The following is a 20,194-nucleotide window of genomic DNA, read 5'->3' on the forward strand; positions in this document are numbered from 1 at the left end:
ATAGAAAAATAGACAGAAAATACCTTCAAATACAAATCCTGATTATTATTGATGAGTAGTAATCAGGATTTTCAATTTCTAGCCATGGCATTTACATACAAGCGCATTATTTCCTATTTTCTCAGAGGGTTGCTATTCATCACTCCAGTAGCAGTGACACTTTACATCATTTTCCAAACCATCCTATTTCTGGACAATCTAATCCCGGTACCATTACCTGGGATCGGAATTTTGATGGTGTTGGCTTTGATTACTTTTGTAGGCTATCTGGCAAGTCTATTCTTTGCCAAACCTATATTTGATTGGTTCGAGAGAGGTTTGATCAAAATCCCTTTAGTGAATCTGATCTACACCAGTATCAAGGATCTGATGGGAGCTTTTGTAGGGGATAAGAAGAAATTTTCCTCACCTGTCAAAGTACAGCTGAGTGACACGTTTATTCGGTTGGGATTTATCACCCAAGAAGATATGTCCATCGTTGGTGAACCTGATATGGTGGCGGTTTATTTTCCCCACAGCTATAATGTCTCGGGTAATGTATTCTTGGTTCCCAAAGATAAAGTAACTCCCTTGCTAGATGTGAAAAGCTCTGATGTAATGAAATTTATGGTTTCTGGAGGGGTTTCACCTTTAAGCTAATTTAGAGTTTTGAATTCACCTCTACCACAAACTCTCCTTTATCAGTGAATTTTCCGATTTCCCAAACCACTTGATTTTCCAACTTCATTGCCTTTTCAAACCAAGACTTATTTTCAGGATCTACAGCGAGCATTAGACCGCCACTTGTTTGTGGATCACAAAGTTTGACCAACTCCATGCCCACCACTCCCATGGTTTTGGCACTGTAAGCATTCCAGTTACGATAGGTATTGTCAGGGAAAATAAATTGATTAATGTATTCTTGGACACCTTCAATCATTGGGAGCTTATAGAGATCGATTTCAGCTGAAACTCCAGAACCCTCACACATTTCTATCAAGTGACCTAGCAGTCCAAATCCTGTCACATCCGTCATGGCATGAACCTCTTCGTGGTTGCCTATAATTTCTCCTATGCTATTCAATCTACAGGCTGTATCTAGTAAACTCAGATAATCTTTGTCAGATATCTTTTGACGTTTCAGTGCTGTCGCCAACACGCCCACACCAAGTGGTTTGGTGAGGTAAATGATATCTCCTGCTTTTGCACCTTGATTCTTTTTGATTTTATGGGGATGGACAATTCCATTTACGGAAAGGCCAAAAATCGGATCTTTTGCAGCGATGGAGTGTCCTCCAGCCAATTCTATTCCCGCAACTTTGCAAATGCTTTTTGCCCCTTCCATGACTTTGGCAGCAAGTTCTGGAGCTAGCTTTTCCACTGGCCAACTGAGAATAGCATTGGCAAAAATAGGCTTGCCGCCCATCGCATAGACATCCGAGAGGGCATTGGCTGCTGCTATTCTTCCAAAGTCAAAAGGATCATCGACGATAGGAGTGAAAAAGTCCACTGTATTGATTACCGCTAGATCTTCTGAGACTTGATAAACTGCTGCATCATCTTTACCTGAATTTCCCACCAATAGTTTTGGGTCAGATTGGGAAAATGAGCCACTTGAACTTAGGATTTGATCTAATATGGCTGGGGCGATTTTACAGCCGCAGCCAGAGCCTTCACTCCATTCAGTGAGTCTAGTTGGTTTATTTTCCATGAAATTGAGATTTTGCTTCAAGTAGTTTTTTTGTGGAAGTTTCTTCGTCGATCCCAGAAAGGTCTAACTGGATAGTTTTTCCGGCTTCATGCTTCTCCAAATCAAACGTATAAGCCTTGTCATAGTAGATCAGCAGGTTTGCGATCCAGTCAGAATGTTTTTCTTCTACGATTGCTTCTATTGCCTGGGAAGTTCTTAAGCCGCCCAAGCGCTTTTTCAAGCGTAAAACGGCAAGGATTAATTCGTCTGTAGGCAAGCACGCATATTCTTCTGCGATCAAAGCGATACGTTCTTGCTCTGATTTCTGAATGTCGATCAAAGGAGCCGCCAACATTTGCTTATAAAATTTGTCCGGGAGTATTAGTCGTCCGATTTTTCGGCTTTCATTTTCCACCCAAATTTGTTTTGCTGGATCTTGCTTACGGAGCCCTTCGGCGAAAAGGTTTTCAAATTGTTCTACTGTGGGTTGCGCAGGTTGGCCAATAGCCCCAAATGAAGAACCTTTGTGATTTGCAAGTCCTTCCAGATCGATGATTTGCTCGCCTGATTCATGGAGTTTTTGAAGCAACCTGGTTTTTCCGGTTCCTGTTTTTCCTCCCAAAATAAGGAGGTTCCAATCATTTCTAACCAAGTCAAAACTATAGGTTCTGTAAGTTTTGTAACCTCCTTTGAGACGGAAAACTTCAAAACCCACCATGGTCAATAGCCAGGAAAGAATCTGACTTCGCATGCCACCACGCCAGCAATAAACAATGACTTTTTTTTCAGGAAAGTGTTTTAGTACTTCTTTTAGAATTTGGTGGAAGCGTGGGCCAACCAATTCAAAACCTTTGATTGTCGCTTCTTCGGAGCCTTTTTCTTTGTATAGCGTGCCGACTACTATCCTTTCCGAGTTATTCAGTATCGGGATGTTAAAAGCTCCGGGAATATGACTTTGCTCAAATTCCCCTTCGCTTCTGGCGTCGATCATAGGGAACTGTTCTCGCAAACTCCAAAATTCATCTAAGGAAATTAATTGCTCGGCCATAATCGAATATAGAAAACATTCATGAATTGAGACTTCCTATTTCGAGTATCCAGGATATAAATGGAAATGAAATGACTCACCAAGTGCTGCATCTCCAGAAGCTGGACAACCGCAACTGTGTCCTCTGCAAAAAAAACTCTGTGTCCACTGTGGTAATAAACAAAAAAAGCCGCAAGGAATTCCTCGCAGCTCTGATTGTAATATAGTCAACTAATTAAAGTTGAGCATCTAGTTTTTGAGATAAAACAGATTTTGGAACTGCCCCAACTTGCTTATCTACAATTTCACCACCTTTGAAGAACAGTAAAGTAGGGATAGATCTGATTCCGAATGCTTGCGCTACACCTGGATTTGCATCCACATCCACTTTACCGATCACTGCTTTGCCATCATAATCTCCAGCTAGTTCTTCCACCACTGGACCGATCATTTTACAAGGCCCACACCATTCAGCCCAAAAATCCACTAGGATTGGCTGCTCAGATTTGATGATTTCTTCAAAGTTTGCGTCAGTAATTTCTATTGCTTTTGACATTGTATGTTTGGTTTTTGATTTCGAGATTTCAAATATATGTGCAAAAGCCAATAGCCTAGTAATAAGTTCCGAGGGATTTGATTTTTTTGTCTATCGGAAATTGACAGAAACTATAAATCATTCATAACGGCATTGAAGGTTAGAAAAGGAATGTTTAAACCACCTTGTACATTACCTCAGGAATTTGCTTCAGTTCAGTTATCATTTCTGCACTTGGATCGATGGAGAATCTTTTTGAGAAAAGCTCGAGTGCTATATTCTCTTTTCGGTCAATCACATCAAAATAGAGCTTAGCATCTCCCTTATATTTTTCGGTAATTTCCTGTAGTTTTTCCATCAAGTCTAGCGTGAGATCATCCAAATTAATGTTGATACGAAGGCCTTTTACCATTTTTCCTCGGATTTCATCCAAAAGTGTAATGTTACTGATCTTGAATTCCAATTCATTCTCCGCCCAGCGCTTACCTGCCACCGTTCCACTAATGAACAAAAACCAACCCGGCATGAAATACTCTTTAAACCTTACGTAATCATCCCCAAACAAGAAGAAGGTAAATGCACCTTGGTAATCTTCCAAAGTCAGTGTTCCGAATGGTTTTCCATTTTTGGTGGTTCGGTGCGCAAACGTAGAAACAGATCCTGCTAGTTTGATATCTGTGCGATTTCTTAGGCTTTCTAGGTCATTCAGGTCAGGCAAAGAAGCATTGGTAAAGGACTCTATTTCCAACTTAAACTGATCCAGTGGATGACCGGAAATGTAAAGGCCAACAACTTCCTTCTCAATGTTAAGTTGCTGCAATTGTGTGAAAGGCTCCATTGGAGCAATGGTAGGAAGCGGAACTTCCATGTTGCCGGCACCTCCGCCGAAAAGACTCACCTGATTACTCTCCTCTTCCTGCTGTACTTTCTGCGCGTATTTGGTAGCTTTTTCGATCAGATTCATATCTCCGTCTGCTGCTTCCAAGTATTGTCTTCTGTGATGCTGCGGGAAGCAATCAAATCCTCCAGCCATCGCCAACGCTTCCATAGTTTTCTTATTCAGCGCCTTAGAGCTTACTCGCTTCGCAAAGTCAAAGATGTTTTTGTACGGTCCATTTTTCTCACGCTCCGTGATGATTGCATCCACTGCAGCGGAACCAGCACCTTTGATCGCGGCCATGCCAAAACGGATTTCTCCGGCAGCATTTACTGTGAAACCATTCTTAGATTCATTCACGTCAGGTCCTAAAACTGGGATTCCAGCCCGCTTACATTCTTCCATGAAAAACGTCACCTGCGTGATGTCATTCATGTTATTACTCAATACGGAAGCAAGGTATTCGGCAGGATAATGCGCTTTTAGATAAGCTGTCTGATAAGCAATCCAAGCGTAGCAAGTGGAGTGAGACTTGTTGAAGGCGTAGGATGCAAATGCTTCCCAGTCAGTCCAGATCTTCGAAAGTTTCTTCGCATCGTGACCTTTGGCAGAAGCCTGTTCGACGAATTTTGGCTTCATCTTATCCAATACATCCTTCTGTTTTTTACCCATCGCCTTACGCAAAACATCCGCCTCGCCTTTGGTGAATCCGGCTAGTTTTTGCGACAAAAGCATCACTTGCTCTTGGTAAACCGTAATTCCGTAGGTTTCCTCTAAGTATTCCTGCATGTCATCCAGATCATACTCGATAGGTTCTGTCCCGTGCTTTCTCTTGATAAAGGAAGGAATATATGCCAATGGTCCTGGTCTATACAAGGCGTTCATGGCGATCAAATCTGCAAAAACCGTCGGTTTCAATTCCCGCATGTATTTCTGCATCCCGGCAGATTCATATTGAAAAATGCCGACGGTTTCACCACGTTGGAAAAGTTCGTAAGTCTTTACATCGTCAATTGGGAAATGATCCGCATCGAGTTCGATGCCATGTCGTTCTTTTACAATTCTGATTGCAGTTTTGATCAGTGTTAGGGTCTTTAAGCCCAAAAAGTCCATTTTTAGCAGACCTGCTGATTCTACGACTGAGTTGTCAAACTGCGTACAAACCATGTCGGAATCTTTCGCCAATGCAACTGGGACAAAATTGGTGATGTCGGCGGGCGTAATAATCACGCCACAGGCATGAATCCCAAGGTTACGGACCGATCCCTCCAGCATTGTGGCTTGATTGATCGTTTTGGCAGATTCATCCTGCCCTTTGGAAATCCTAATCAGTTCATCTGCTTTGGCGATCATTTCACCCTGACCTTTTAGTTTGTCAGAAAGTGCAGCTCTATTTCCGGCAAGCCCAAAAAGCGCTTTTAATTTGATGTCAGGAACTAAATTGGCTAATCTACCAGCTTCTGCAAGTGGAAGATTTAGCACCCTCGCAGTATCACGAATAGCAGACTTGGCAGCCATCGTACCATAAGTGATGATTTGGGCTACCTGATTGGAACCGTATTTTTTGATTACATAGTCAATCACACTTTGACGGCCTTCATCGTCAAAGTCAATATCAATATCGGGAAGTGACACCCGGTCAGGATTTAGGAATCTCTCAAAAAGGAGATTGTATGCGATAGGGTCAATGTTGGTGATGCCCGTACAATAAGCTACTGCTGACCCAGCAGCAGAACCACGGCCAGGTCCTACCGAAACGCCCATTTTCCTTGCTTCTACGATAAAGTCCTGAACGATCAGGAAGTATCCCGGATAACCTGTATTCTCAATTGTCGCCAGCTCAAAATCTAAGCGCTCCTGGATTTCTGGGGTGATTTCAGGATAGCGCCTTTTCGCTCCTTCATAAGTCAAGTGTCTTAGAAAAGCATTTTCTCCGCGCTTTCCTCCATCGACTTCGTCCTCTGGATGCTTGAATTCATCAGGAATCTCAAAAGCTGGAAGAAGTACTTCTCGGGCCAGTTTATAGGTCTCGATTTTCTCGGTAATCTCATTCGTGCACTCTATAGCTTCTGGTATATCGGCAAAGAGCTTTTTCATTTCGTCCGGAGTCTTGATATAAAACTCATCATTTGGCAAGCCATAGCGGAATTCCCGTCCGCGCTTTCCGATGTACTTTTTCGGCTTGTCGTAAAGCTCTCCATCCTTCACACAAAGCAAAACATCATGAGCTTTGGCATCGGACTTTTCATTGTAATACGCGTTGTTGGCGGCGAAATACTTCACCTCATATTTCTTGGCAAATTCCAACAGCACTTCATTGACCTTCTCTTCCTCAGGAACTCCGTGACGGTTTAGCTCCACATAAAAATCCTCTCCAAATTGCTCTTTCCACCAGACAAAAGCTTCTTCAGCTTGCGTCTCACCCACGTTCAAAATCAAAAATGGAATCTCTCCCCAAAGTCCTCCCGTGGTGGCGATTAGGTCACCTTTGTATTGAACCAGCACTTCCTTATCAATACGGGGGACATAATAAAAACCTTCGATATTGGCGTAGGAGGCTAGTTTTGCCAGATTGTGATATCCTGCTTTATTTTTGGCTAAAAGAACAGTTTGGTACCCATCGTCTTTGTTCGCTTTATTTTTTCTGTCTCGACAAAGGTTAAATTCGCAGCCCAAAATAGGTTTGATGTCCTTGGCGATTGCTTCTTTAACGAAGTGGAAAGCCCCCATCATATTCCCATGATCTGTCATGGCTATGGCAGGCATTCCCAGCTCTTTTGCGCGAGCGATCATCGCAGGAATCTCACAGGTAGCCTGAAGTACAGAGTACTGGCTATGCACATGAAGGTGGGTGAATGGAATGTCTGTGAGATCTGAAATATCAGCTTTACCAGCTTGCTTTAGCACATCTTTGGCGGCAGCTTTTTGAGCATCTTTGGCTTGCGCAAAGTTCGCCTCCTCCAGTTTTGGAGCTTCGTAGATTACTTCGGAAAGTGAAACTCCTGCCTCCGGCGGCTGAACGCCCTGAGTAATTAACCCAAAGAAACAGCGAGCGGTAGCATCCACATCGTAAGCTGCATCGTGGGCATCACCGAAGTCTTTCCCAAAAAGTTTTTGGTGGAGTTCGGTAAGCGTAGGCCATTTGTATTTGCCTCCCCGACCTCCAGGGAGTGCGCAGAAATCTGTGGAAATGTCTTTCGTGTCCAACTGCTGTGCAGTTAAGGGCATCGTAGCTTCTGCTCGGTAATATTCCGATCCAGTGACATTAATATCAAATTCCACATTGTGACCAACCAAGTACTTGGCTTGCTTCACATCGCCTTCGAAGATCCCAAGGATCTGCTTTAGATCGTGGCCTTCGGCTAGCGCACGTTTGGTGGAAATCCCATGGACTTTTTCCGCATTATAAGGAATGGTAAACCCTTCAGGTCGGATGATGTAATTGTGATTCGAGATCAGATTTCCCTTAGCATCATGCAGTTGCCATGCGAGTTGGACGAGACGTGGCCAGTTGTCCACATCGGACATGGGGGCATTATAATCGCGGGGAAGACCGGTGGTTTCGGTATCAAAAATTAAGTACATACAGCTTGGGGAATTGAGACTTCAAATTAGGGCTAATCTCCGAAAGGAGGCAAGTGAAGTGGGGGTAATTGTCGGGGAATTTTGTGGAAAGTCTTTTAACCGCAAAGGAGTTTGCAAAAGTCGAAGCCCTCTTGATCCCCCAGAAGTGTGATTTGTTAGGATAAGAAGATTAGGAGAACTCTGGAAAATCTTTCCACGATATCACTTTTCCGTAGGAGCGCTTTTGGTTCAAACTTCCAGCATTTACCAAACTTTTGGAGGAGATAGGAAAAGTAGCGATTGATTCGAATTTTTCCATACCTTTGAAATTTTCCGTCATAACAGTCTCGCTAGCCTTAATTTCAAATATATCAAGGCTAGAACCTTGATCCAGCAATAAATCTACCTCGTCTCCATGATTGTCCCGCCAAAACCAAGGGCTTTGATTTTGATAGGTATGATGCATTTGTTTGAAGAATTCTGCGATCATCATGTTTTCGAAAAGCGCTCCTTTCACGGGATGGGTAAGCAACATTTCTCTTTTGGTGATTTTCAGAAGATGGCAAAGTAATCCCGTGTCATAGAAATAAAGCTTGGGAGTTTTTACTACACGTTTACTGAAATTCTTGTAAAACGGATACAATTGAAAGGTGATGTAACTAGATTCCAAAGCAGACAGCCATGATTTGGCGGTCGGCTGGCTGATTCCGGCTTCATTTGCTAAAGCACTTAGATTCAATAGTTGCCCTGCCCGAGCTGCACAAAGACCTAGGAAGTTTTGAAATTGCCTCAAATCTCTGACGACCATGAATTCTGTCACATCCCGGTTGACATAGGTTTGAACATAATTTGAATAGAATACACTTGGAGAAATCTTCCGATCATACATGGCAGGATAAAACCCGTGAATCAACTGGTCAAATGGATCTTCTGCAAGCAAATTTGCGGCGAAAAGTTCTTTCGTGTCTAGAGGCAGAAGCTTGAAAATAGCTACACGACCAGCTAAACTCTGAGTAATTCGCTCCATCAAATGAAAGTTCTGCGAACCTGAAAGTATAAATCCGCCCATTCGATCAGGGCGACTGTCAACAAGGGTTTGCAAGTAAGAAAATAAAGCAGGAGCCTGCTGCACCTCATCAAAGATCACCTGATCGTCATATTCCGCCAAAAAGCCATTTGGATCTTTTAAAGCAAAATCACGATTATCTGGATTCTCCAAGCTCACATAGCGATAATCTGGAAAAAGAGTCTTTAAAAGCGTGGTCTTTCCTGACTGTCTTGGGCCTGTGATGGCAAGTATGGGGTATTTGCTTTGATATTCTCTTATCGAGCTATATATCTGTCGATTAATTACATTCATTTGCTACAAATGAACATCATAATTTGAAATTGTACAAGTATTATTTTGAAATTGTACAAGTTTTATTTTGAATTTGCACAGATTGATGTTAGAGATTGTATCTTGTAAAATACGATTTTAGGCTAAGAGTGTATTTATTAAAATACACTCTTGGATGTTAAAAACTACCTCTTATCCTCCCAAGGCATGTAAATGACCTTTTTGGTCTCAAAAAAATCTTCTTTGAAGTAGTCTTCTAAGTGGTACACCACATAGGACTTTCCTAATTCCTCCATTTCCTCATCGACTTCTCCACCTTTTAGGTATAGGATGCCGTTTGGGTATTCGTTGATGTCTTCCTTGCGGATCTTGTTTTTCACCCAAGGATAAAAATTAACCATGCGAGTAACTGCCCGACTGATCACAAAATCGTATTTTCTCACCAACTGTTCAGCTCTTGCTTGCTGGGCTTCCACATTAGTCAGTTTGAGTTGCTTCACTACATCTTTTACGACAGTGATTTTTTTTCCAATAGAATCCACCAAATGAAAATGCGTTTCTGGAAACATAATCGCCAGGGGGATTCCAGGAAATCCACCACCAGTGCCAATGTCTAAAATCTTAGATCCCGGTTCAAAAGGCATCACTTTTATGATGCCCAGAGAATGCAGCACATGATGTACGTAGAATTGCTCCATGTCTTTGCGGGAAATCACATTAATCTTGGAATTCCAGTCTTCATATAGTTCTTGAAGTTTATCGAACTGCGCAAGCTGAGTTTCTGTAAGATCTGGAAAATAGGACTGGATAAGGTGAGTGCCAGAATTCATTAAATATGCTTTTGTTTGCCAGCGGCAATTTCGTAAAGTAATTCTCTGGATCTGTGTAGTTGAGCCTTCACAGTTCCTAAAGGTTTTTCAAGTTCCTGTGCAATCTCTTCGTAAGAAAGCTCATCGAAATACCGAAGCTGTACTAGTTTTCTGTATTTCGCAGGTAGCTTGTCGACAAATATTCTCACCATTTCGATCCGTTGGGTACGGATGAATTCATCCTGTGGATTATTGTCATCATCTTCCACGTCAATTGTCACCGAGTTTCCTCCGTCATCAGACATAGTCGTATTGAGACTCATGGTTTTGAGTTTTTTCTTGCGGATAAAATCTATGGTGTTATTGGTGGCGATTCTAAATAGCCAGGTGGAAAATGTGTAATCTTTCTTAAATCGGTGCAGGTTTTTGAAAGCTTTGGCAAAAGCTTCCATAGTCAAATCCTCAGCATCGTCGGCATCACGGATCATTTTCAAGATCATGTAATAAACGGCCTTTTTGTAACGCTTCATTAAGGAGGCGAAGGCTTGCTGATCTTTTTGTTCTACAGCCTGATCGATCAACTCAAAGTCTTCGAGTGCTTTTTTAGAAAAACCGCGTTCATTTATTTCCATTGAATGTCTTTTGCCTGATGGGAGATAGTCCCTAAAATCCAAAAATAACCTAAATACAAGAAATCGAGCATCCAGATTTTTTTTGGTGGTTTAGTGTTTTGGATCTTTTTTTCTGCTGCTTTGAAAATTAGCGTAACGAGAATAGATCTCAATAGGATAATACCGAAAACAGCCGAAAATTGTTCCCAGCTTTGGGCTAAACCGAAATAAATAAGCAAACCTATCCCTCCAAGCCAGAATAATGCATGAGAAAAGGAGTAAAGTCCAATCTTTCTTTTGTCTGTGCCGTCGTAGTATTTGCCCGCATGCAGATGTCTTTTCTTTTGAATTAAATATTCTTTACGGGTTTCTTTTGGTTTGGAAATCGTATTTGCTTCTGGATCCAAGACGATAGATGTGTTCCGTCCATTGGTGTAGAGATTGACGAATAAGTCGTCATCGCCACCTTCGATATGCCATAATTTTTTGAAAGCTTTGACCTCCATGAAGAAGCTTTTGCGGTAGCATAGATTTCTACCGACTCCCATAAAGGGACGATTCCAAAGGCCAAATGACATGTAATACAGTGCGGTAAGTAACGTTTCGAACTGGATCCAATTGTTTAGAAAACCGGGTTTTTGCTCATAGCCTGAGAATCCTACAGCAAAAGTTTTGTCTTGGTTTCGCACAGGTGCTGTCATTTTTCTGATCCACTGATTGGTTTCCGGAATGCAATCTGCATCGGTCAGAAGAATAACGTCATTTTTGGCGACTTTGATACCAAGGGTCAGTGCATACTTTTTGGCAGTGACGTGTGGAGGTGTGTACTTGATGGTGACGGATCGGAGCTTGGGATAGATTTCCATCATTTGCTCCAGCAGACGCTTGGTTCTGTCGGAAGATCGGTCATTGACGATCATCACATCTAAAGTTGGATAATCTTGTTCGAAAAGCTTAGGAATGAGGGTTTTGAGGTTTGTGAACTCGTTGTGAGCGCAAATCACCACTGTCACGCCTTCTTCATTTCCAGCTGTACCTTGAGATTTGTTGCCAGCGTAAAAGGCTGATTTTCCAAAAATAAACAAGAGGTAAACTGCTTGGACAAGTATTCCAATACCGAAGAAAAACCAAAGTAAAAATAGGCCCATAGGTCGCTTTTGCTGGGCAAATATAAAATCAAATTCAGCAAACCATTTAAGAATAAGCGTATATTTTTGTAGGCTGAATGAGACAATGTGTAGAATGTCTCTACAGCAACCCATTAGCGATATGAAGTTTACCTTAGAATACAGTGATTCCAAAAGCAAAGCCAGAGCAGGTGTAGTAAAAACCGATCACGGGGAGATTCAGACTCCGATTTTTATGCCCGTAGGTACTGCTGGTTCTGTGAAGGCAGTTCATCAACGGGAACTTGATCAGGATATCAAAGCACAAATAATTCTCGGCAACACCTACCATTTGTATTTGCGTCCAGGACTGGAGGTGCTGGAAAAGGCTGGAGGACTTCACAAATTCAACGGTTGGGGAAAGCCGATTCTGACGGATAGTGGGGGATATCAGGTTTTTTCACTTTCGGGAACGCGTAAAATCAAGGAAGACGGAGTGATGTTCAAGTCTCACATCGATGGCTCCAAGCACCATTTCACCCCTGAGAATGTCATGGATATCCAGCGAACTATAGGTGCAGATATTATCATGGCTTTTGACGAGTGTACCCCGTATCCATGTGAGTATGGCTATGCGAGAAATTCCATGGAGATGACTCACCGTTGGTTGACGCGTTGTATAGATCGCTTTGAAGCTACTGAAGGAAAATACGGCTACAATCAGACGCTTTTTCCGATCGTGCAAGGCTCTGTCTATAAGGATTTGCGCAAGCAAAGTGCAGAATTCATAGCTTCTACCAATCAGCAAGGAAATGCAATCGGTGGACTTTCTGTAGGAGAACCTGCGGAAATGATGTATGAAATGACAGAACTGGTCACTGACATTTTGCCGCAGGATAAACCACGCTACTTGATGGGCGTTGGGACACCTGCTAATATTCTAGAGTGCATTGCTTTGGGGGTGGATATGTTTGATTGTGTGATGCCAACCCGTAATGCACGAAATGGCATGCTCTTCACCTCTGAAGGATTTATCAATATCAGAAACGAAAAGTGGAAAGATGATTTCACTGGGATCGATCCAGCGATAGGAGGCTACGTAAGTACTTTCTATACCAAAGCTTATTTAAGACATTTAACAATCAGTAAGGAGATTTTGGCTGCGCAAATTGCGAGTATTCATAACCTAAGTTTTTATCTTTGGCTCGTTGGCCAGGCAAGGGAACATATCCTTGCTGGAGATTTTGCCGTTTGGAAAGATCAAATGGTGAAAAAAGTGAGCACCAGACTCTAACTATGAAGCTACTCGACAAACTGATCATCAAGGATTTTCTCAAGACCTACTTTTTTGTAGTGGTCATGCTGATTTTGGTGGTGCTGGTTTTGGATTTTACAGAAAAGAATGATGCCTACATCAGAAATGATGTGCCCTCTGCCGAGATTTTCAAATACATGGCGAACTATGGCTTGTATTTGAATAATCTTTTGACACCCATCACTGTTTTCATTTCAGTCATATTTATCACCTCAAAAATGGCCGGAAGAACAGAAATTATAGCGATTCTGAGCAGTGGGGTTAGTTTTATGAGGATGCTTCGTCCATTTTTATTTGCGGCCATTATGATCGGTGGGGCTAGCTTTTTATTGAACGGATGGGTTTTGCCGGGAGCTACAGCAGGTGTCACAGAATTCCGGATAAATTATCTGGAGAAGGAGAAAACCAGCTCAGAGGGGAATGTTCATATTCGAGTAGGAGAGGAATCTTACGCCTATATAGGTCGCTTTTACAATAGCTCGCTGACAGGTTTTTCATTTACGCTAGAGACCATAAAAGATGGAGAGCTTTTGGCAAAACTTTCTGCAGATAACATAGAGTGGGATACAGCCAAAAACACCTGGACTATTCACAATTGGAGATTGCGAGAGTTAAAGGAAATGAAGGAGGATTATTCTTATGGTGATGAACTCGACACGATGCTTTCTATACGTCCAGAGGATTTTGACTTACCTCCAAATCACCATGAGACACTCAAGCTTCCCGAATTAGGAAAGCAAATTAAGGTTTTGGAAGCGCGAGGAGCAGACAATGTGGGATTCTATAAGATTGAGCGCTATGTGCGGTTTATGTCTCCCTTTGCAGCAATAATTTTGACTTTTATAGGCGTGATCATGTCCGCCAAGAAAACTCGGGGTGGTTCTGGTTTTCAGATTGCAATGGGTTTTTTACTCGCATTCATCTATATCATCCTATTTATACTCTCCAGGACTTTTGCGGAAAACGGAGCTGCTTATCCGATTTTAGCCGTTTGGATGCCCAATATTATTTTTGCTGTGACAGGTCTTTTACTTTACAAAACCGTCCCTCGCTAGATGAACTCAACAATCAAGGATTACTTGATGCTCCATCTGATTGTACTCATTTGGGGATTCACCGCCATTCTTGGCTTGCTAATCAGTTTGCCTGCCATAGAGTTGGTTTTTTATAGAACACTGATTGCCGCAGTCGGAGTCGCTGGTCTATTCTTATTGAAAAAGAAAAACTTACTTATGCCCTTCCCTTCTATGATCAGAGTCACGGGAGTGGGATTTGTCATCGCAATGCATTGGATTTTGTTTTTCTGGTCTGCCCGTGTTTCCACAGCTTCAGTTTGTTTGGCTGGAATGGCAACGACCTCACTTTGGACAGCTTTCGTAGAGCCCTTATTCAATCGCACGAAGATCAAATGGTATGAAGTCGGACTTGGCCTAATGGTGATTACAGGGCTCTTGGTGATTTTCAGCTTTGAATCAGGGTATTGGCTTGGGCTGAGTATGGCGCTTGCTTCTTCTTTTTTAGCGGCAGTTTTTTCCGTTCTGAATGGAAAGCTTGCACACAAACATAATCCTTATCAGATCACCTTTTATGAAATGGCCGGTGCATGTCTGTTTACCATACTCTTTATGCCGATTTATACCAATTTCATGACTGTAGATGGTCTTCAGCTCTCTTGGGTTGGCTATGATTGGTTTTGGCTTTTTATCCTCGGCGGGATTTGTACAGTATATGCATTTTCGGTTTCGGTGGAATTGATGAAACGACTTTCGGTCTTTTCAATCAATTTAACAGTGAACCTTGAGCCGGTTTATGGGATCATTTTGGCCGTATTGATATTTGGAGAAAGCGAAAAAATGACTCCACAGTTTTATTTGGGGACAGCAATAATCCTGGTATCGGTTCTCACTTATCCTGTGTTGAATTATCTGAATAAGCGGAGAAAGCCAGTGAGGCCGCTTGGGTAAACTGTCTAAAGAGTCGTAATATCTTTCAATGTAGCAAGTGCCATTTGTAGCTCATCGTTTGAGATCTCTCCGATTTTTTCTGTCAATCGATTTTTTGAAATCGATCTGATATGAAAAACTAGCAATTCGAATTCCAGTTTCAGCCCGTTTCTAGTTGATGGTTCCAAAATTGGATTTCCCTGATAGTTTTTGATTTTGGACGTTAGGGGAGCAGTGATCACTACCTGCAAGAATTTGTTCATCAAGTTCCCGCTTAGGATCACTACCGGCCTTCTACCAGCTTGCTCCGATCCTATCACAGGATTCAGATCAGACATCCAGATCTCACCCTGCCTCATCTTCGATCTGCTTTAGATAATAATCCATTCCTTCTTCAGCGACCATAAGTATGTCATCATCCTGAGAAGCTTGTCTATAGGATTTGACATATTCAGCTCTTTTCAGGTGATCCAAATAGAGAATAAGTGCATTTTCTACCAACTTGTTCTTTGGTAGAGAAAGCTTCTTTGCATAGTCAGCAAGCCTTTGTAGTAGATCGTCTGGAAGTGTACTAGTGTAAGTTGCCATTGTGTTTTATATTTATGAATTACAAATATAAAAAACCAATGTTTGTTTTACAATGAGTCTAAGTAATTTATTTTGAGCATTTTAAAATATCGCCTCAAATTTAAAATAGCCCTCGTTCCAGTCCATGTTTTCAGGTTTCCCCTCAAATAACCCAAAAACCGAAGACCCTGAACCTGACATGGCGGCATAGTAAGCACCATGTTCATAAAGCTTGTTTTTAATAGCTGCGATCTTCGGGTGATTAGGAAAAATGCTGGTTTCGAAGTCATTTACCAATTCATCTTTCCATCGACTTTTATCAGCCAGAATGTCTTTGAGTTTTACTTTTGGAGCACCGGGCGTCACTCCTGCATAGGCTTCTTTAGTCCCTATGTGAATCCCTGGATTAATCAAAATCAGACGAGTTCCTTTCAAGTCCAACTCCAATGGTTCTAAGATCTCTCCTCTACCAGTGGCTATTTTCGGGGTATTTTCAATGAAAAAGGCACAATCACTACCGAGCTGGGCTGCATATTCCTCCAAAAAGAAATCATCTAAAATCAGATCAAAAAGATTGTTCATCAGATTCAGTGCAAATGCAGCATCGGCAGAACCTCCGCCCAGACCTGCTCCCATGGGGATGTTTTTGTGAAGATGAATATTCAGGTGTGGTAAGTTTGGGAAGTCTTTTTTCAAAAGCTGATAAGCTTTCAATATGAGGTTGTCCTTAGCATCTCCAGGAACTTCGAGCCCAGTAGCAGTAAAACTGGTTTTTTTGCCATCCACGATCATTTCCAACGCATCATACAGCGGAATCGGCACCATACAGCTCTCTATATCGTGGAATCCGTCTTTTCTTTTGGCAGTGATGTGAAGTCCTAAGTTGATCTTAGCGTTTGGAAATGAAATCATTGGATTTAGAATTTGGCCAAAAATAGGGGAAAATCTCAGGGAACTGAAGCTTTTTCAAATTGATAAATCGGTAAAAAATCTAGTATTTATTGAAGTAAATGTGGTATATCATTTTTCTTATTAAAAAAAAGAGAATAACTTTTGGATTAATTTGAAAAAAACAGAAATCAGTACAAAATTTTGAGAATCGAAAAATTCAACAAATCATTTGCTGAAAAACAGGTGTAATTTGAGGCTATTGTAAATTTATATTTCGAAAAAAATTATTTCACATACATTTTTTATCTGGGATATATGAAAAATGTAAAATTAAATATTGTAAGTCTGAGAATTCGGTTTTAAGTTTGTCTCACACTTCGGTATAGAGTCGGAGAAAATCTAGAAAAACAGTATGTATAAAGTGGTCATTTTGCTAAGCGTAATTATTCTCATTGGAATTTGAATGTGAGGCACTAGACTATTCTTTATAATGAAATAAAAATAAATCTGAAGTGCCTCACTAACCTGAGGCACTTTTTTTATACCCCCATAAATATGACCCTGAAGAAACACAGTTGGGAAATAAGTGAAAATGACGAGCATCCAGCAGGTAAAGCAATGCTTTACGCTACTGGTATGAGCGATAAAAAAATGAAACAGCCGTTTGTAGGGGTAGCCAGTTGTGGCTATGAAAGTAACCCCTGCAATATGCACCTGAATGACTTTGCCGGTCTGATCAAAGCCTCCTCACAAGAGTATGATCTGACCGGTTTAGTTTTTAACACCATTGGGATTTCTGATGGTACAACGATGGGTACCCTAGGAATGCGTTACTCATTGGTTTCCAGAGAGATAATTGCAGACTCTATTGAGTCTTTTATTATTGGACATTCATTTGACGGTTGTGTTTCCGTAGCTGGATGTGACAAGAATATGCCAGGAGCATTGATGGGAATGATCCGAACTGACAGACCTTCTATTTTAGTATATGGAGGAACTATTGCTTCCGGCAATTATAAAGGTGAGAAACTGAACATCGTTTCGGCTTTTGAGGCCTTCGGCAAAAGAGTGAATGGTAATATATCTGACGAGGATTACGATGGTGTGATGCGGAATGCCTGTCCAGGAAAAGGTGCCTGCGGAGGCATGTACACTGCAAATACCATGTCATCTGCGATAGAAGCAATGGGGATGTCTCTCCCTTATTCTTCTTCCTATCCAGCTAATTCACCAGAGAAACTCAGAGAATGCCGCGAGGTAAATAAGTACATGAGAATCCTTTTGGAAAAGGACATCAAGCCAAGTGATATCATTACGAAAAAAAGTATTGAGAATGCAGTAACTGTAGCAATTGCTCTTGGCGGAAGTACGAATGCAGTAATGCATATCATTGCGATAGCTAGAACAGCAGGAGTAGAATTCAACATTGAAGACTTCAAAGCGATTAATGCGAAAACTCCTATGCTTGGCGATTTTAAACCATCTGGTAAATTCATGATGGAAGACCTGCATGAACAAGGTGGAGTTCCGGCATTTATGAAATACATGCTTCAAAACGGTTTCCTTCACGGTGATTGTATGACTGTGACAGGTCAAACTTTGGAAGAAAATCTAAAAGATATTGAGCCAGTGACCGTTTCTATGGTCAATGTAATTCACCCCTTAGAAAATCCAATCAAAGCGACCGGACATTTATGTATCCTTGATGGAAATTTGGCACCAGAAGGAGCTGTAGCTAAAATAACAGGGAAGGAAGGTAGTTCATTTACTGGTCCAGCTCATGTGTTTGACTCTGAGCAAGAAGCCAATGACGCGATCCGCGATCATAAAGTACAAAAGGGCGAAGTGCTCGTCATTAGAAACATAGGTCCAAAAGGTGGTCCGGGAATGCCGGAAATGCTGAAGCCAACTTCCATGATTATTGGAGCAGGGTTGGGCTCGGATGTGGCATTGATCACAGATGGAAGATTCTCAGGTGGTACACACGGCTTCGTAGTGGGTCATGTTACTCCGGAAGCCTGGAGTGGTGGACCGATTGGATTAGTGAAGAATGGAGATATCATTACTATTGATGCTGACGGATTGAAACTATCTGTGGCAGTCTCCGATGAGGAATTGGCAGAAAGAAAGAAATCCTGGAAACAGAAAGAAATGCCCGAATTGCAAGGGACATTAAAGAAATATAACAAATTAGTATCTACCGCATCCGAAGGTTGCGTAACAGACAAATTCTAAGCCCATGAAGGACTCAATGATAAGAGGAGCTGATATCGTAGTCAGATCACTCATCGCCGAGAATGCGGAAATAATCTTCGGGTATCCCGGAGGGGCAATCATGCCCGTTTACGATGCATTACATGACTATCATGATGAGCTGAGGCATGTGCTCACGCGCCATGAACAAGGTGCGATCCATGCAGCTCAGGGATATGCCAGAGTCTCTGGCAAAGTAGGTGTCTGCATCGCCACTTCAGGTCCTGGTGCTACAAATTTGATTACAGGTTTGGCTGATGCTCAAATCGACAGTACTCCTTTGGTTTGTATCACTGGACAAGTTGCATCACATCTATTGGGCACGGATGCCTTCCAGGAAACAGATGTGGTGGGTATTTCTATGCCGGGTACCAAATGGAATATTCAGGTCAGAAAAGTAGAAGATATAGCTCCTGCTATCGCAAAGGGCTTTTTTATTGCCAGATCAGGCAGGCCAGGGCCAGTTTTGATCGATATCACCAAAGATGCACAGACTAATTTCGGTGACTTCAACTACAGCAAGTGTCTGGGATTCAGATCTTATAGAACACATATTCCTGTTGAAAAAACTGCGATCCAGGAGGCTGCCTTTTTAATCAACATGGCCAAGAGACCTTATCTGCTTTTTGGACAGGGCGTAGTATTGGGGCAAGCCGAAGAGGAGTTGAAAGCATTCTTGGAAAAATCAGGGATTCCTGCAGCATGCACATTATTGGGATCAGGCGCTTTGTCTGAAGATCACCCAAACTATGTGGGCAAGCTGGGTATGCACGGAAACTATGCTCCGAATATGCTAACTAACCAGTGTGATATTTTGATTGCTGTGGGGATGAGATTTGATGATCGGGTAACAGGGGATTTGAAGCGCTATGCCAAGCAGGCGAAAGTCATTCATCTGGAACTGGATCCTGCCGAGATAAATAAAAATGTGAAGTGTGAAGTTGCTGTGCTAGGAAGCTGTAAGGATAGCTTGGCACTATTGACTGCCGCCGTAAAAGAGAACTCCTATCCAGATTGGATGGCAAGGTTCAAGGAATTGGCAGATCAGGAAAGGGCTACAGTGATTGAGCCGGATTTGACTCCTACCAAGCCAGGTTTGACTATGGGTGAAGTTATTTTCCAAATCAATAAATACAAAGCGGATGATGCAATACTCGTGACAGACGTAGGGCAGCACCAGATGATATCCTGGAGATATTTCAACTACAAAAAACCAAGAACACAGGTCACTTCCGGCGGACTGGGTACTATGGGTTTTGCACTTCCGGCAGCTCTTGGAGCACAGATGTATGATTTCTCAAGGCAAGTAGTTTGTGTAGTAGGAGATGGCGGGATTCAGATGACTATTCAGGAATTGGGAACTATCATGCAGACCAAAGCTCCTGTGAAAATTGTATTGCTCAACAATAATTTTCTTGGAATGGTAAGACAGTGGCAGCAGATGTTCTTTGACAAGCGCTATTCTTTTACTGAACTTGATAATCCTGATTTCATCAAAATAGCTGAGGCATATAACATTCAAGCACAGAAGGTGTCCGTCAGGGATGACCTGCAAGAAGCTATAGAGGATATGCTGATCCACGATGGACCTTATTTCCTCGAAGTGGTAGTGGAAAAAGAAGACAATGTATTCCCAATGATTGCCACTGGCTGTTCAGTGGAAGAGGTTAGACTTAGCTAAACCACCC

17 protein-coding genes are annotated in these 20,194 nt (G+C 42.0%); 6 read left to right on the forward strand and 11 right to left on the reverse strand.

Going from position 1 to position 20,194, the window contains the following annotated elements:
• Positions 1-51 precede the first annotated feature (51 nt).
• Positions 52-639 (forward strand): DUF502 domain-containing protein, encoded by a 588-nt coding sequence (locus BM386_RS15795; protein WP_091696061.1) that lies wholly within the window; start codon positions 52-54, stop codon positions 637-639.
• Position 640: 1 nt separating this feature from the next.
• Here the strand turns inward: BM386_RS15795 and selD are convergent, their stop codons facing one another.
• The 8 genes from selD to BM386_RS15835 form a co-directional block, all read right to left on the reverse strand.
• Positions 641-1,690, reverse strand: coding sequence for a selenide, water dikinase SelD (selD, locus tag BM386_RS15800; RefSeq protein WP_091696063.1), 1,050 nt, complete (start codon positions 1,688-1,690; stop codon positions 641-643).
• Positions 1,680-2,717 carry a tRNA 2-selenouridine(34) synthase MnmH gene (mnmH, locus tag BM386_RS15805; RefSeq protein WP_091696064.1) on the reverse strand — a complete coding sequence of 346 codons (1,038 nt, stop codon included), beginning with the start codon at positions 2,715-2,717 and terminating at the stop codon, positions 1,680-1,682. The genes selD and mnmH overlap by 11 nt, the downstream gene beginning before the upstream one ends.
• 214 nt (positions 2,718-2,931) lie before the next feature.
• A complete protein-coding gene (gene trxA / locus BM386_RS15810; RefSeq protein WP_091696066.1) occupies positions 2,932-3,252 on the reverse strand; it encodes a thioredoxin in 321 nt (106 codons plus the stop codon).
• Positions 3,253-3,406: 154 nt separating this feature from the next.
• Positions 3,407-7,693 carry a DNA polymerase III subunit alpha gene (dnaE, locus tag BM386_RS15815; protein WP_091696068.1) on the reverse strand — a complete coding sequence of 1,429 codons (4,287 nt, stop codon included), beginning with the start codon at positions 7,691-7,693 and terminating at the stop codon, positions 3,407-3,409.
• A gap of 169 nt (positions 7,694-7,862) precedes the next feature.
• Positions 7,863-9,032 (reverse strand): ATP-binding protein, encoded by a 1,170-nt coding sequence (locus BM386_RS15820; protein ID WP_091696070.1) that lies wholly within the window; start codon positions 9,030-9,032, stop codon positions 7,863-7,865.
• 164 nt (positions 9,033-9,196) lie between these two features.
• Complete coding sequence (gene rsmG, locus BM386_RS15825; RefSeq protein WP_091696071.1) at positions 9,197-9,841, reverse strand: 16S rRNA (guanine(527)-N(7))-methyltransferase RsmG; 645 nt, start codon at positions 9,839-9,841, stop codon at positions 9,197-9,199.
• The gene (locus tag BM386_RS15830; protein WP_091696073.1) at positions 9,841-10,452 is read right to left on the reverse strand and encodes an RNA polymerase sigma factor; all 612 of its coding nucleotides are present in this window, start codon (positions 10,450-10,452) and stop codon (positions 9,841-9,843) included. Before BM386_RS15830 ends, rsmG begins: the two co-directional genes overlap by 1 nt.
• Entirely contained in the window at positions 10,443-11,693 is a 1,251-nt protein-coding gene (locus tag BM386_RS15835; RefSeq protein ID WP_342029147.1) for a glycosyltransferase, read from the reverse strand. Before BM386_RS15835 ends, BM386_RS15830 begins: the two co-directional genes overlap by 10 nt.
• Positions 11,694-11,700: 7 nt before the next feature.
• Between BM386_RS15835 and tgt the strand changes: the two genes are divergently transcribed.
• Genes tgt through BM386_RS15850 form a run of 3 tightly spaced genes read left to right on the forward strand, consistent with a single transcriptional unit; the run spans position 11,701 to position 14,816 of the window.
• Positions 11,701-12,831 (forward strand): tRNA guanosine(34) transglycosylase Tgt, encoded by a 1,131-nt coding sequence (tgt, locus tag BM386_RS15840; RefSeq protein ID WP_091696152.1) that lies wholly within the window; start codon positions 11,701-11,703, stop codon positions 12,829-12,831.
• A gap of 2 nt (positions 12,832-12,833) precedes the next feature.
• Positions 12,834-13,907 (forward strand): LptF/LptG family permease, encoded by a 1,074-nt coding sequence (locus tag BM386_RS15845; protein WP_091696154.1) that lies wholly within the window; start codon positions 12,834-12,836, stop codon positions 13,905-13,907.
• Positions 13,908-14,816: a DMT family transporter gene (locus BM386_RS15850; protein WP_091696076.1), complete on the forward strand. Its 909-nt coding sequence runs from the start codon at positions 13,908-13,910 to the stop codon at positions 14,814-14,816. It begins immediately after the preceding gene.
• A 5-nt stretch (positions 14,817-14,821) separates the two neighbouring features.
• On the opposite strand, the gene BM386_RS15855 is transcribed toward BM386_RS15850, so the two are convergent.
• The 3 genes from BM386_RS15855 to ispE form a co-directional block, all read right to left on the reverse strand.
• A complete protein-coding gene (locus BM386_RS15855) occupies positions 14,822-15,154 on the reverse strand; it encodes a type II toxin-antitoxin system PemK/MazF family toxin (protein WP_091696078.1) in 333 nt (110 codons plus the stop codon).
• Positions 15,141-15,383, reverse strand: a complete 243-nt coding sequence (locus tag BM386_RS15860) for a ribbon-helix-helix domain-containing protein (protein ID WP_091696080.1) — start codon at positions 15,381-15,383, stop codon at positions 15,141-15,143. Before BM386_RS15860 ends, BM386_RS15855 begins: the two co-directional genes overlap by 14 nt.
• An 81-nt stretch (positions 15,384-15,464) precedes the next feature.
• On the reverse strand, positions 15,465-16,274 hold the full coding sequence (ispE, locus tag BM386_RS15865) for a 4-(cytidine 5'-diphospho)-2-C-methyl-D-erythritol kinase (protein WP_091696082.1): 810 nt from the start codon (positions 16,272-16,274) through the stop codon (positions 15,465-15,467).
• Positions 16,275-16,808: 534 nt separating this feature from the next.
• On the opposite strand from ispE, the gene ilvD reads away from it, so the two are divergent.
• A complete protein-coding gene (gene ilvD, locus BM386_RS15870; protein WP_091696084.1) occupies positions 16,809-18,488 on the forward strand; it encodes a dihydroxy-acid dehydratase in 1,680 nt (559 codons plus the stop codon).
• A gap of 4 nt (positions 18,489-18,492) precedes the next feature.
• Complete coding sequence (gene ilvB / locus BM386_RS15875; RefSeq protein ID WP_244545545.1) at positions 18,493-20,187, forward strand: biosynthetic-type acetolactate synthase large subunit; 1,695 nt, start codon at positions 18,493-18,495, stop codon at positions 20,185-20,187.
• Positions 20,188-20,194: the final 7 nt, after the last annotated feature.

The sequence above is a fragment of the Algoriphagus locisalis genome, assembly GCF_900116615.1.
Classification (GTDB): domain Bacteria; phylum Bacteroidota; class Bacteroidia; order Cytophagales; family Cyclobacteriaceae; genus Algoriphagus; species Algoriphagus locisalis.

Excerpts from the sequence above, each read along its gene's own strand:
- trxA (WP_091696066.1), bottom strand. The coding sequence starts at position 3,252 with ATGTCAAAAGCAATAGAAATTACTGACGCAAACTTTGAAGAAATCATC.
- ispE (WP_091696082.1), bottom strand. The coding sequence starts at position 16,274 with ATGATTTCATTTCCAAACGCTAAGATCAACTTAGGACTTCACATCACT.
- rsmG (WP_091696071.1), bottom strand. The coding sequence starts at position 9,841 with ATGAATTCTGGCACTCACCTTATCCAGTCCTATTTTCCAGATCTTACA.
- BM386_RS15820 (WP_091696070.1), bottom strand. The coding sequence starts at position 9,032 with ATGAATGTAATTAATCGACAGATATATAGCTCGATAAGAGAATATCAA.
- mnmH (WP_091696064.1), bottom strand. The coding sequence starts at position 2,717 with ATGGCCGAGCAATTAATTTCCTTAGATGAATTTTGGAGTTTGCGAGAA.
- dnaE (WP_091696068.1), bottom strand. The coding sequence starts at position 7,693 with ATGTACTTAATTTTTGATACCGAAACCACCGGTCTTCCCCGCGATTAT.
- BM386_RS15835 (WP_342029147.1), bottom strand. The coding sequence starts at position 11,693 with ATGGGTTGCTGTAGAGACATTCTACACATTGTCTCATTCAGCCTACAA.
- ilvB (WP_244545545.1), top strand. The coding sequence starts at position 18,493 with ATGAAGGACTCAATGATAAGAGGAGCTGATATCGTAGTCAGATCACTC.
- BM386_RS15855 (WP_091696078.1), bottom strand. The coding sequence starts at position 15,154 with ATGAGGCAGGGTGAGATCTGGATGTCTGATCTGAATCCTGTGATAGGA.
- selD (WP_091696063.1), bottom strand. The coding sequence starts at position 1,690 with ATGGAAAATAAACCAACTAGACTCACTGAATGGAGTGAAGGCTCTGGC.
- BM386_RS15845 (WP_091696154.1), top strand. The coding sequence starts at position 12,834 with ATGAAGCTACTCGACAAACTGATCATCAAGGATTTTCTCAAGACCTAC.
- BM386_RS15830 (WP_091696073.1), bottom strand. The coding sequence starts at position 10,452 with ATGGAAATAAATGAACGCGGTTTTTCTAAAAAAGCACTCGAAGACTTT.
- BM386_RS15860 (WP_091696080.1), bottom strand. The coding sequence starts at position 15,383 with ATGGCAACTTACACTAGTACACTTCCAGACGATCTACTACAAAGGCTT.
- tgt (WP_091696152.1), top strand. The coding sequence starts at position 11,701 with ATGAAGTTTACCTTAGAATACAGTGATTCCAAAAGCAAAGCCAGAGCA.
- ilvD (WP_091696084.1), top strand. The coding sequence starts at position 16,809 with ATGACCCTGAAGAAACACAGTTGGGAAATAAGTGAAAATGACGAGCAT.
- BM386_RS15795 (WP_091696061.1), top strand. The coding sequence starts at position 52 with ATGAGTAGTAATCAGGATTTTCAATTTCTAGCCATGGCATTTACATAC.
- BM386_RS15850 (WP_091696076.1), top strand. The coding sequence starts at position 13,908 with ATGAACTCAACAATCAAGGATTACTTGATGCTCCATCTGATTGTACTC.